Source organism: Faecalimicrobium dakarense (assembly GCF_000499525.1).
In the GTDB taxonomy this organism is placed as follows: domain Bacteria; phylum Bacillota; class Clostridia; order Peptostreptococcales; family Peptostreptococcaceae; genus Faecalimicrobium; species Faecalimicrobium dakarense.
Genome location: NZ_HG529229.1, coordinates 1 through 14,186 on the forward strand (window position 1 = coordinate 1; position 14,186 = coordinate 14,186).

At 30.1% G+C, this 14,186-nt stretch carries 9 protein-coding genes; all 9 read left to right on the top strand.

The features are described 5' to 3' along the window. Positions 1 to 120 precede the first annotated feature (120 nt). The 9 genes from nifJ to BN899_RS00670 all read left to right on the top strand — a co-directional run bounded on the left by nifJ (position 121) and on the right by BN899_RS00670 (position 14,181). Entirely contained in the window at positions 121 to 3,660 is a 3,540-nt protein-coding gene (gene nifJ / locus BN899_RS00630; RefSeq protein ID WP_042271456.1) for a pyruvate:ferredoxin (flavodoxin) oxidoreductase, read from the top strand. A 176-nt stretch (positions 3,661 to 3,836) separates the two neighbouring features. Beyond that, positions 3,837 to 4,211, top strand: coding sequence for a hypothetical protein (locus BN899_RS00635; protein WP_042271458.1), 375 nt, complete (start codon positions 3,837 to 3,839; stop codon positions 4,209 to 4,211). Between the two features lie 99 nt (positions 4,212 to 4,310). Next, entirely contained in the window at positions 4,311 to 6,275 is a 1,965-nt protein-coding gene (locus BN899_RS00640; RefSeq protein ID WP_042271462.1) for a fructose-1,6-bisphosphatase, read from the top strand. A gap of 104 nt (positions 6,276 to 6,379) precedes the next feature. Next, the gene (rbr, locus tag BN899_RS00645; RefSeq protein WP_147568458.1) at positions 6,380 to 6,973 is read left to right on the top strand and encodes a rubrerythrin; all 594 of its coding nucleotides are present in this window, start codon (positions 6,380 to 6,382) and stop codon (positions 6,971 to 6,973) included. Between the two features lie 255 nt (positions 6,974 to 7,228). Beyond that, positions 7,229 to 8,080, top strand: coding sequence for a BglG family transcription antiterminator LicT (gene licT, locus BN899_RS00650; RefSeq protein WP_042271468.1), 852 nt, complete (start codon positions 7,229 to 7,231; stop codon positions 8,078 to 8,080). 221 nt (positions 8,081 to 8,301) lie between these two features. Then, a complete protein-coding gene (gene ptsG, locus BN899_RS00655; RefSeq protein WP_042271478.1) occupies positions 8,302 to 10,353 on the top strand; it encodes a glucose-specific PTS transporter subunit IIBC in 2,052 nt (683 codons plus the stop codon). 130 nt (positions 10,354 to 10,483) lie between these two features. After that, positions 10,484 to 11,698, top strand: a complete 1,215-nt coding sequence (locus BN899_RS00660; RefSeq protein ID WP_042271481.1) for a carboxylate--amine ligase — start codon at positions 10,484 to 10,486, stop codon at positions 11,696 to 11,698. 15 nt (positions 11,699 to 11,713) lie between these two features. Beyond that, positions 11,714 to 12,439, top strand: a complete 726-nt coding sequence (gene cuyB / locus BN899_RS00665; RefSeq protein ID WP_042271484.1) for a cysteate racemase — start codon at positions 11,714 to 11,716, stop codon at positions 12,437 to 12,439. Positions 12,440 to 12,681: 242 nt separating this feature from the next. Next, complete coding sequence (locus BN899_RS00670) at positions 12,682 to 14,181, top strand: UDP-N-acetylmuramoyl-L-alanyl-D-glutamate--2,6-diaminopimelate ligase (RefSeq protein WP_042271487.1); 1,500 nt, start codon at positions 12,682 to 12,684, stop codon at positions 14,179 to 14,181. Positions 14,182 to 14,186 lie beyond the last annotated feature (5 nt).

Sequence of the window (14,186 nt, forward strand, 5' to 3'; positions counted from 1 at the left end):
TTTATGTATTGGGGGATGAATGTATTTTAATGTACATTGTATCTAAAGTGCAGAAGTATTTATAATTATCACTTAATTTATTTAAGTACAATTGGAGTAATATAAGGAGGATACATAATTATGGCTAAATTTATGAAAACAGTTGATGGAAATACAGCTGCCGCTCACGTATCTTATGCGTTTACAGACGTGGCTGCTATATATCCAATAACTCCATCTTCAACTATGGCTGAAGTAGTTGACGAATGGGCAGCACAAGGAAGAAAAAATATATTTGGACAACAAGTTAAGGTAGTTGAAATGCAATCAGAGGCTGGAGCTGCTGGAGCATTCCACGGTTCTTTACAAGCTGGTGCTTTAACTACTACATTTACAGCATCACAAGGTTTATTATTAATGCTACCAAATATGTATAAAGTTGCAGGGGAATTACTTCCTGGAGTATTCCACGTAAGTGCTAGAGCTCTTGCATCTCAAGCATTATCTATATTCGGTGATCACCAAGACGTTATGAGTGCTAGATCAACTGGATGTGTATTATTAGCTTCTGGATCAGTTCAAGAAGTTGCTGATATAGCGCCTGTTGCTCACTTAGCAGCTATAGAAGGTAAATTACCATTCATACATTTCTTCGATGGATTTAGAACATCACACGAAATTCAAAAAGTTGAATTATTAGAAAATGAAGATTATGCAAAATTATTAAATATGGAAGCTGTTGAAGCATTTAGAAATAAAGCTTTATCTCCAAACCACCCAGTTACTCGTGGTACTGCACAAAATGATGATATATACTTCCAAACAAGAGAAGCTTCAAATAAATACTACAATGATATCGTAGGAATCGTTGAAAAATACATGAACCAAATGAGTGAATTAACTGGTAGAAAACATGGATTATTTGATTACTATGGAGCAGAAGATGCTAAGTATGTATTAGTAGCTATGGGTTCTGTAACAGAAGCTATAGAAGAAACAATAGATTACTTAAATGCTAAAGGTGAAAAAATAGGTTTAGTTAAAGTTCACTTATACAGACCGTTCTCAACTAAGCATTTATTAGATGCTATACCAGCATCAGCTGAAAGAATCTGTGTACTTGATAGAACTAAAGAACCAGGTTCAATTGGTGAGCCATTATACTTAGATGTACGTTCTGCATATTTCGAAGTAGAAAATGCACCAAAGATAATAGGTGGAAGATACGGATTAGGATCAAAAGATGTTACTCCAACAGATATAAAAACTGTAATAGAAAACTTAAAAGCAGATGCTCCTAAGAATCACTTTACAGTAGGTATAGTTGATGATGTAACTAATACATCATTAGAACAAGCTGAACCTATAAAAATAGCTTCAGAAGGAACTGTAAGATGTAAGTTCTGGGGATTAGGATCAGATGGTACAGTTGGAGCTAATAAGCAAGCTATAAAAATAATCGGGGACCACACAGATAAGTATGCACAAGCTTACTTTGCATATGACTCTAAAAAATCTGGTGGTATAACTATGTCTCACTTAAGATTTGGTAATGATCCAATAAGAGCGACATACTTAATAGATGAAGCTGACTATATAGCATGTCATAATCAATCATATGTTAACCAATATGATTTATTAAAAGGACTTAAAAAAGGTGGTACATTCGTACTTAATACTATATGGGGAGCTCAAGAACTAGAAGAACATTTACCAGCAAAAATGAAGAAATTTATAGCTGAAAATGAAATAAACTTCTATACTGTAAATGCTGTTAAAATAGCACAAGAAATAGGTCTTGGAAATAGAATAAACATGATAATGCAATCAGCATTCTTCAAGTTAGCTAACATAATACCTCAAGAGCAAGCTGTAGAATACTTAAAAGATTCTATAAACAAAGCTTACGGTAAAAAAGGTGAAAAAATAGTTAACATGAACTATAAAGCTGTTGAACAAGGAGCTGACTCTATAGTTAAAGTAGAAGTACCAGCATCTTGGGCACAAGCAACAGATGAAAAGAAAGATGAAGTAGTTGAACCTGACTTCATTAAGAATATATTAAGACCAATGAATGCACAAGAAGGTAACAATTTACCAGTAAGTGCTTTCAATGGAATGGAAGATGGTACATTCCCAAGCGGAACTGCAGCTTATGAAAAACGTGGAGTTGCTGTAAACGTACCAGAATGGATAGTAGATAACTGTATCCAATGTAACCAATGTGCTTATGTATGTCCACATGCATGTATAAGACCAGTATTAGTTAATGAAGAAGAGTTAGCTAATGCACCAGAAAACTTCAATACTAAGAAGGCTATGGGTAAAGGATTAGAAGGATTACAATACAGAATACAAGTAAGTCCAATGGACTGTACAGGATGCGGAAACTGTGCTGACATTTGTCCAGCTAAAGGTAAAGCTTTAGTTATGGAACCACTTGGAAGCCAAGAAGTTGAAGTTGAAAACTGGGCATTTGGTGTAGACCCAACTAAGGTAGCTCCAAAAGGAGACGTAATGAATGTAAATACTGTTAAAGGAAGTCAGTTCAGACAACCATTAATGGAATTCTCAGGAGCTTGTGCTGGATGTGGAGAAACTCCATATATCAAGTTAGTTACTCAATTATTCGGAGATAGAATGATGATAGCAAATGCTACTGGATGCTCATCAATCTGGGGAGGGTCAGCTCCAGCAACTCCATATACAGTTAACCATGAAGGTAAAGGTCCATCTTGGGCAAACTCATTATTCGAAGACAATGCTGAATTCGGATATGGTATGAAAATAGCTGTTGAACAAATAAGAAATAAAATAGCTGACGTTATGGAAGAGCTATTAACTATGGATATATGTGAAGAGTCTAAAGCAGCATTTACTAGCTGGTTAGAAAACAAAGAAGATTCACAAGGATCTTCAGTTGCTAGCAAGAAAGTAGAAGCATTATTAGCAGATGCTCATCATATACAAAATGAAGAAGTTAGAAACTTAGTTGCTGAAATAGAAAGTAGAAAAGATTACCTAGTTAAGAGATCTCAATGGATACTTGGAGGAGACGGATGGGCTTATGACATCGGATACGGTGGATTAGATCACGTTCTTGCAAGTGGTGAAAATGTAAATGTATTAGTATTTGATACAGAAATCTACTCAAATACAGGAGGTCAAGCTTCTAAATCAACTCCAGTTGCTGCAATGGCTAAGTTCGCTGCTGCTGGTAAGAGATCTAAGAAGAAAGACTTAGGTATGATGGCTATGAGTTACGGAAACGTATATGTAGCACAAGTAGGTATGGGTGCAGATAAGAACCAATTAATGAAGGCTGTAATAGAAGCTGAGGCTTATGATGGACCATCATTAATAATAGCTTATTCTCCATGTATATCTCATGGATTAAAAGAAGGTATGGGAAGAGCTCAAGCAAACATAGAGCAAGCTGTTAAAGCTGGATACTGGCATTTATACAGATACAACCCAACATTAAAAGTACAAGGGAAAAATCCTTTCACTTTAGATTCTAAAGAACCAACTGAAAGCTTCAAAGACTTCTTAATGGGGCAAGTAAGATACTCTGCAATAGCTAAACAATTCCCAGATATAGCTGACGAATTATTCACAGCTGCTGAAGATAATTCTAAAGAAAGATACAATAACTATAAGAGATTAGCTGAAAATTTCTAATAAATAATAGTTTAATATAGAGGATGGGCTTTTAAGCCCATTCTTTTTTTGTATCAGGAAATTATATTTGAGCAACAGATATGTTTTTTAGGTTGTTGGTAACATGAGCAAAGCGAATTTTTTATTTTACAAAATAGAAAATAGGTAGTATGATACTTATTAATTGGAGGTTTGACATGAAGAAAAAAATAATCATAAGTATATTAATAATAGTATCAATAATAGAAGTAGCTTTATTTTTAAAAAATAAAGAAAATAATGATAAAAAATTAAATAATACAGATAAATTTACGCAAAAAATAGAGCCATTATCTAAGAAACACGCTATAAATATATTAAAATCTGAATATGGAGATTATATATCAGTAAGTGAAGATGATATAAAAATAAAAGGTGATGAATATATTATAGATGTTTCTGTTTACATAGAAGATGATGAGCCGCATGAAGATTTAGGAGATCATGAACATGAGCAAAGCTTAGGAGTTCATAAAATTAACATGTACACAGGAGCATTAACAATGCCAGATGAAAGTAAGGAAAGTAAATAAAATAAGTATGTATCAAATGGTGGTAATTCTTAGAATTAATGTATACTAAAACTAAATATGATATAATAAATACTATATAAGTAGTTTGGAGGTATATAGTTGAAAACTTTAGAAAATGAAATAAAGTACTTACAATTGTTATCAAAGCAGTATCCTAGCATATCAAAAGCTAGTACTGAAATTATAAATTTAGAAGCAATATTAAATCTACCAAAAGGAACAGAACATTTTTTAACAGACATACATGGAGAATATGAGCCATTTGTACATGTTCTAAAAAATGGTTCGGGTGTTGTAAAAAGAAAGATAGAAGAGTTATTTTCAAATACTATGAGAGAAAGTGAAAAAAAGGCTTTAGCAACTCTTGTATATTATCCAGAACAAAAACTAGAATTAATAATAAAAGAAGAAGAAAATATAGATGATTTTTATAGAATAAATATATACAGGCTTATAGAATTATGCAGATATGCATCTAGTAAATATACAAGATCAAAGGTTAGAAAGCTTTTACCTAATGATTTTAAATATATAATAGAAGAATTGCTACATGAAAATATTGATAGCAAGCATAAGCAAGAATATTATAAGAGCATAGTAGAGACAATTATAGAAATAGATAGAGCTAAGGAATTTATAATAGCAATATCAAAGGTAATACAAAAGCTAGTAGTAGATAGATTGCACATTATAGGAGATATATATGATAGAGGGCCAAGACCGGATATAGTTATGGATACTCTAATGGATTACCACAGTGTTGATATACAATGGGGAAATCATGATATATTATGGATGGGAGCAGCTGCTGGTCAAAAAACTTGTATAGCAAATGCTCTTAGAATATCTGCAAGATATGCAAACTTAGATATTGTAGAAGATATTTATGGAATAAACCTATTACCACTAGCTACATTTGCTATGGATGTTTACAAAGATGATCCTTGCAATAACTTTATGCCTAAAATAAGTGATGAAGATGTATCAAGTACAGAAAAGTCATTAATAGCAAAAATGCATAAGGCAATAAGTATAATTCAATTTAAGCTTGAAGGACAAGTTATAAATAAAAGGCCAGAGTTTGACATGAAACATAGGTTACTTCTTAATAATATAAACTACGATGAAGGAACAATATCATTAAAAGGTAAGATTTATAAATTAAAAGACTCATATTTACCGACAATAGATAAAAACAATCCATATAATCTTACTGAAAAAGAAAGTGTAGTTATTGAAAAATTAGTATCATCATTTAAAAATAGCGAAAAACTTCAAAAGCATGTTTCTTTCTTATTTTCAAAAGGAAGTATATACTTAATTGCTAACTCAAACTTATTATTCCATGGATGTATTCCTTTAAATAAAGATGAAAGCTTTATGAGTATGACTCTACAAGGCAAAGAGTATAGTGGTAAGGTATTAATGGATAGAATGGAAGCTTTAGCAAGAGAGGGATATTTCTTTAAAGAAAAAACAGAACAAAAACAATATGGCATGGATATAATGTGGTATTTATGGACTGGTAAATGCTCATCTCTATTTGGAAAAGATGATATGACAACCTTTGAAAGATACTTTATTAATGAAAAAGAAGCTCATAAGGAAAATAAAAATCCATATTTTAAATTAAGAGAAGATGAGAATATGTGTAGAAAAATATTTAAAGAGTTTAATTTAGATTTTGAAGAATCGCATATTATTAATGGTCATGTTCCTGTAGAAAGTAAAAATGGGGAAAGTCCTATAAAAGCTAATGGAAAAATTCTTGTTATAGATGGAGGATTTTCAAGAGCATATCAAAAGAAAACAGGTATAGCGGGTTACACACTAATATATAACTCTCAAACTTTACAATTAGTATCTCATGAACCATTTACATGTGCAGAGGAAGCTATAGTAAATGAAAGTGATATATTATCAACAACAATAGTTGTAGAACATAAAGTAAATAGAAAAACAGTAAGAGATACAGATGCTGGTAAAAAATTAGAAGAAGAAGTAAAAGATTTAAAATTACTTTTAATGGCGTATAAAAAGGGTTTAATAAAGGAAATACAGTAAATAGAAGTCGCAAGACTTCTATTTTTTTTATAAAAATCATAATAGTAGTATGAAGTGGTAAAACTAAGGTAAAAATTAATAATAACTTAAAGTGGAGGTAAATTATGAATTTATTAAAAGATAGTAAAACTAAAAATAATTTAATGAGAGCTTTCGCAGGAGAAAGTCAAGCTAGAAACAGATATACATTTGGAGCAAGTCAAGCTAAGAGTCAAAACCTAGCATTAATACAACAGGCATTTATATATACTGCAGATCAAGAAAAAGAGCATGCTAAAGTATTTTATAATCATTTAAAAGAACTTTCAGGTCAAACAATATTTATAGATGGTGGTTATCCAATAGATATATACGATAATATTGCTCAAACTCTAAGAGCAGCCCAACATAATGAATATGAAGAATGGGGAGATGTATATAAAGAGTTTGGTAAGGTTGCAATGGAAGAAGGATTTACAAATGTAGCAAATACTTTTAACAAAATAGCAGAAATAGAAAAGATGCATGGGGATAGATTTGGAGAGTTTGCTGACAAATTAGAATCAAACACTCTTTTTAAAAGTGATAAAGAAGAACAATGGATATGCTTAAACTGTGGTCATGTACATACAGGTAAAGATGCACCTGGAATATGTCCAGTATGCTCTCATCCTCAGGGATACTTTATATTATACTCAAATTCTCCATTTGCAAGATAGTATTAATCTACAGTGTGAAAAAGTTTTCAAAAGTATTGACATAGGTTTATTAATATTATAAAATTAAATTTGTAGAAATATTGAATAAATTTAATTAAAATAAATCAACAAAATTGGATTGTTACTGATTGAGCAGGCAATACCTAAGTTAGGACACGAAATTTTTGTGTTTTGATTTAGGTATTTTATTTTTAAAAGATTAAAGTTAAGGGTATAAATAAAAAGAATTCTATTAAAAGAGGTGAGTAAATATCTATGATTATTGAAAAAATTTATAACAACAATGTAGTATTGGTTATAGATAAGGAAAGTAAAAAAGAACTAGTGCTCACTGGATGTGGAATAGGATTTCAAAAAAAGATAGGCCAAGAAATTGATAAAAATAAAATTGAAAAAAAATTTATTACAGAAGATGATACCTTTAAAAAGAAAATAATAAAATTAGCAAGTGAAGTAGATGAAAAAGTATTTAATGCAAGCTCTAATATAATAGAATATGCAGAGAGTTTTTTAAATACTGAACTGGATGAATATATATATGCATCTTTAACAGACCATATATCATTTGCTCTTAAAAGATTTGAAGAAAACATAGAAATAAAAAATGATTTGTTATATGAAATAAGAAGAATTCATAAAAAAGAGTTTGAAGTTGGAAAATGGGCAATAGATTATATTAATAATGAGCTTAATGTTAAATTTCCAATAGATGAAGCTGGATTTATAGCAATGCATATAGTTAATGCAAATTATAAAGAAAGTACAAGTGAATCTTTTTTAATGACTAAAATAGTTAAAGATATACTTAATATAATAAGATATTATTATTCAGTTGAATTTGAAGAAGATGATTATAATTATGATAGATTAATAACTCATTTAAAGTTTTTTGCTAAAAGATTAATTAAAAAAGAAATATTAGATAATAAGAATAATGAACTTATAGATTTAATAAAATTAAAATATGAAAGTGCATATAATTGTGCATGTAGAATAAAAAAATTTATAGAACAAAATCATGAATACATTGTAAGTGAAGATGAAATACTTTACCTTACATTGCATATAAATAGAGTTATATCATCAATAAAAGATAATCAAAATTAAATACTTAAACTAATAAAGTAAACAATAAAAGATTGTTACTGGTTAAGCAGGCAAGACTTAAGTTTATAAATTTGTATTGATAGTTTAGGAATAGTGTTATTAATTAAGGAGAATATTACTTAGTGATATTATCTTTAATTAATAGCGTAAATTCCAGCTATTTATACTTGTTATAAATTTAAGTCTTTTTATATTTAAAAAACAATTATAGGAGGATAACTATGAAAAAATTATTTGGTGTTTTACAAAAAGTAGGAAAAGCATTAATGTTACCAGTTGCACTACTTCCAGCAGCAGGTATACTTCTAGGCGTGAGTAATGCACTAGCAAACCCTGAATTAATACAAATGATGCCTTTTCTAGACAATACAACTTTCCAACTTATTATTAAAATAATGGAAAAATCAGGTGGAATAGTATTTGATAATTTACCTTTACTATTTGCAGTAGGTACTGCAGTCGGTTTAACTGAAGGTGAAGGTGTTGCAGGATTAGCTGCAATAGTTGGTTTATTAATAATGAATACATCTATGGGAATTATGGCTGGAGTAACTCCAGAATTAGCTGGTGCTGTTCCAGGTTTAAAAGGAAACCCGATGTATACAATGGCTCTTGGAGTTCCAACTCTTCAAACAGGAGTATTTGGCGGTATTATAATAGGTATAGTAGCTGCAGGACTTTATAAGAAGTTCTACAAAATTGATTTACCTCAATATTTAGGATTCTTTGCAGGTAAGAGATTCGTTCCAATAGTAACAGCAGCAAGTGCTATATTAATAGGTATACTATTATCATTTATATGGCCTCCAATACAAAATGGATTACTTTCATTCTCTAAAACAGTAATAGAGGCAAATATAACAATAGCAGCATTTTTATTTGGTGTAGTTGAAAGAGCATTAATACCATTTGGTCTACATCACGTATTCTATAATCCATTCTGGTATCAGTTTGGTGAATATACAAATAATGCAGGTCAACTAGTAATGGGTGACCAAAGTATATTCATGGCTCAACTTAAAGATGGTGTAGCATTTACAGCAGGTACTTTTATGACTGGTAAATTCCCATTCATGATGTTTGGTCTTCCAGCAGCAGCACTTGCTATGGTTCATACTGCTAAACCTGAAAAAAGAAAGTTTGTTGCAGGTATAATGGCATCAGCAGCACTTACTTCATTCTTAACAGGTATAACTGAACCGATAGAATTCGCATTCTTATTCGTAGCTCCAGCATTATTTGCAGTTCACTGTTTATTTGCAGGACTATCATTTATGTTAATGCAATTATTAAATGTTAAGATAGGTATGACATTCTCAGGAGGTCTTTTAGACTTCTTACTATTCGGAGTTTTACCAAATAGAACTCCATGGTATTTAGCAATATTAGTAGGATTAGGATTTGCAGTAGTTTACTACTTTGGATTTAGATTTATAATAACTAAGTTTAACTTAAAGACTCCAGGAAGAGAAGATGATATAGAAGAATCAGAAGGTGCTGTTTTAAATAATAGTGAATTAGCAGCAGGAATATTAGAAGCTTTAGGAAATAAAGAAAATATAAAAAGCTTAGATGCTTGTATAACTAGACTTAGAGTAGCAGTTGATGATATAGAAAAAGTTGACCAAGATAAATTAAAATCACTAGGTGCAGCAGGTGTTATGGTAATAGGTAATAACATTCAAGCTATATACGGACCTAAATCAGATACATTAAAATCAGAAATAAACGAGATAGTATCAGGAAAAGTTAAAGTAAATAAAAAAGTAGAAGAACCAGTAATAGAAGTTAAAGAAGCTAAAGAAGAAAAAATAGACTCTAATGAAGAAATATTATCATTAACTAACGGTGATATATTAGATATATCAAAAGTTCCTGATGAAGTATTTTCAACAAAATTAATGGGTGATGGATTTGCTATAGATTCATCTGATGGAAATATATATTCACCAGTAGATGGTAGTGTAGAAGTAATATTCCCTACAAAGCATGCTGTGATAATAAAATCAAAAGGCGGCAGAGAAGTACTTATACATTTAGGAATAGAAACTGTTAAGTTAGAAGGTAGGGGCTTTGAAATGTTTGTTGAAGTTGGGCAACAGGTTAAAGCTGGAGATAAATTAGTTAAAATGGATTTAGATTATATTCGTGAAAATGCAACATCAACAATAAGTCCGGTAATATTTACCAATTTAGAAGAGGGCGAAAAAGTTAAAGTAAAAACAGGTAAAACATTCGCTAAAGAAAGCAATAGAGTGAATATAATTAAGTAAAAAAAGAAAATTGACAAATATTTAGAAAACCTAGCGAATATGCTAGGTTTTTTGACATTGAAGGTGAAATGGAGTATAATTAACGAGTAAATTTAATCGTAGAATGATGATTTAAAATGAGGTGGAAAACGTGGATAATATAGTAATACAACCCGTATTAGTAGGTGGAGATATAAACTGCTATAGCGTGGCAAGAGCATATCATGAAGCATATGGAGTAAAGTCTATAGCATTTGGTAGATATGCATTAGGAGCAACTAAGGATAGTAATATAATAGATTTTAGAATAGACCCAAGAATAACGGAAGAAAAAGAATTTATACAAGTTTTATTAAAGACTGCAGATGAATTAGCAGCACCTAATAAGAAGTTAATAATAATGGGATGTACGGATGAATACGCAGAATTAATAATAGACCATAGAGATATACTAAAAGAAAAATACATAGTTCCTTACATTGATAGTGAGCTAAAGAACAAATTAATAGAAAAAGAATTATTCTATCAAATGTGTGAAGAAAAAGGATTAGATTATCCTAAGACTTTTATATACTCAAAAGGCGATAAGATAGAAGACTTTGGATTTAACTATCCAGTTATAATAAAGCCTTCTGATAGTGTATTATATTGGCAGTTCCCATTTGAAGGTATGAAAAAAGCATACGTTGCAAACAATGAAAAAGAATTTATAGAAATTACTTCTGCAATATATAGTGGTAAATATGATAAGAACCTAATAATACAAGACTTTATACCAGGTGATGACTCACATATGAGAGTTTTAACTTGCTACTCAGACCAACATGGTAAAGTTAAAATGATGTGTTTAGGACATGTATTATTAGAAGAACATACTCCAAAAGGTATAGGAAATCATGCTGCTATAATTACAGAGTATGATGAAGCTTTAATGGAAAAATTTAAAGCATTCTTAGAGGATATAAACTATACAGGTTTCTCAAACTTTGATATAAAGTTTGATACAAGAGACAACACATACAAGGTGTTTGAAATAAACTTGAGACAAGGTAGAAGTAACTACTATGTTACAAGTTCAGGGAACAATATAGCTAAGTATGTAGTAGAAGATAGAGTATATAATAAAGAGCTAGATTTAAAAATTCAAAAAGATGCTTTCTTCTGGCATGTTATACCTAATAATGTAGTTTATAAATACGTAAAAAATCAAGAATTAGTAAATAAAGCTAAGAAGTTAGTAAGCGAAGGAAAAAGTGCAACTTCATTTGGATATGAAAAAGACTTAAAAGGAAACTTTAAGAGAAGATGGTATATATTCTTATACAATATAAACCAAATGAGGAAGTTTAAAAAATACTGCAAATAGATTGGTGATGTATATATGAAAACTAACAAGACAGTTGGAGTAATGGGTGGACTAGGCCCAATGGCTACAGTTTATTTTTATGACATGGTAGTTAGATTAACAGACGCAAGCTATGACCAAGATCATATAGATATGGTTATAACTAATCGTGCAACAACACCAGATAGAACGGATTTTATAATAGGTAAGTCTGACGAATCTCCAGTAAATATACTTATAGAAGATGCTAAAAAGTTAGAGGCATTTGGATGTAGCTTTTTAGTAATAACTTGTAATACTGCACACTATTTCTACAATGAAATATCAAGTAGTGTTAGTATACCAACGTTAAATATAATAGAAGAAACAGTTAAGCATGCTCATGAAAAAGGGTATAAAAAGCTTGGAATATTAGCTACAACTGGTAATATACACATAAAATTATACCAAAATATGTGTGAAAAATATAATATTGATTATCTGGTTTTAGATGATAATAGACAACAGTATATAATGGATATAATTTACAAAGATATTAAAAGTGGAAAGCCTGCAAATATGGGCAAATTTAATTTAGTTGTAGATTACTTAAAAGAAAATAATTGCGATGGAGCTATACTTGGATGCACGGAGTTATCAATACTTAAAAATGATAATAATCTAGATAATGATTTTTATATAGATTCATTAGAAGTATTAGCAAGAAGGACTATAGTAAATTCTGGTAAAGTTGACAAATGCAATGATCAAATAATAGTGTAGAAATTTATAATTTATAGGATGTATAAAATAGAGTAGCTGAAACTACTCTATTTTTAAATATAAAAATTAGTTTGAGCTAAAGGCAATAATATCAGTTGTAGTATTAGTTTTAGAAATATTGATTATAATTTAAATGTTAACTTTATAATAAAGAACATATTTAGTAATTATTTGTAAAACAAATTTTATAAATAATATGATATACTACATACGGAAGAAAACTTATGAGGAGGGGCTAAAATATGAAATTATCAAATGTAATGAATGAAGTTAAATTTTCTTCAGTTAAGCCTTGGAATGAAATAAAAGATACAGAAATAAAAGACTTAGCTTACAATTCTTCAAAATGTGAAGATGGATATATATTTATAGCAATAAAAGGAGAAACAGTAGATGGTCACAAGTATGCAAGTGATGCATACAAAAGAGGTTGTAGAGTGTTTATATTACAAGATGATATAAAACTTAATGAGGATGCAATTAAACTAATAGTAGAAGATAGTAGAATAGCTTTATCAAAAATGTCAGCTAACTACTTTGGTAACCCATCAGAAGAATTAAAAGTTATAGGGGTAACTGGAACTAAAGGGAAAACGACTATAACAAATTATATAAGTGAGGTTTTAAATAAGTCAGGTGTAAATACTGGAGTTATAGGAACTAATGGTACATTTTACAATGGAATAAGTGAAAAAACAGTAAACACAACACCAGAAAGTTATGAGCTTCATAGAATATTTAGAACTATGATAGATAACGGTGTAAAATGTGTATCTATGGAAGTTTCATCAGGTGGAATAATGATGGAAAGAGTTAAAGATGTAGATTTTGATATAGCAATATTCTCAAACTTATCACCAGACCACATTGGACCAAAAGAACATCCAACATTTGAACACTATTTAGAGTGTAAGGCTAGATTATTTACATTAGCTAAACATGGAATAATAAATATAGATGATGAACATGCAAAAGAGATAATTAAAAAAGCTACATGTGATATAGAAACATTTGGTATAGAAAAAGATGCTGATTTAGTAGCTAAAAGTATAGAGTACTCAAGAGCTATAGATTCTTTAGGAGTTAGCTTTAAATGCGAAACTAAAAACGACAGCTTTGATGCTTACATATGCTCACCTGGGACATTTAGTATATATAATGCATTAGCAGTCATATCTGTATGTAGATACTTAAATGTTAGCCAAGATGTAATGTTAGATGCTCTTAAAAATGCAAAGGTAAAAGGAAGAGTTGAAGTATTACCAGTACTTGAAGATGCGACTATAATAATAGATTATGCTCACAATGGAGTAAGCTTAGAAAATATACTACAAACACTTAAAAATTATGATCATAATAGAGTAATATGCTTATTTGGATCAGTTGGCGGAAGAACAGAATTAAGAAGAAAAGAACTTGGAGATGTTGCAGCAAGAGAATGCGATTTATGCATATTAACAAGTGATAATCCAGACTTTGAAGATCCTATGAATATTATAAAAGATATTGCTGAGTCATTTGAAAATACAGATTGTGAGTATATAGTTGAACCTGATAGAAAAGTAGCTATAGAAAAAGCAATAGAAATAGCTCAAAAAGGTGACATGATAGTATTTGCAGGAAAAGGCCATGAAGAATATCAATTAATAAAAGGTGAAAGAGTGCCATTTAGCGAAACTGAAATAGCTATAAATGCAGCTAATAAAAGAACTAAGTCTGAAGATACAAGTGTATTAGCATAAAATAA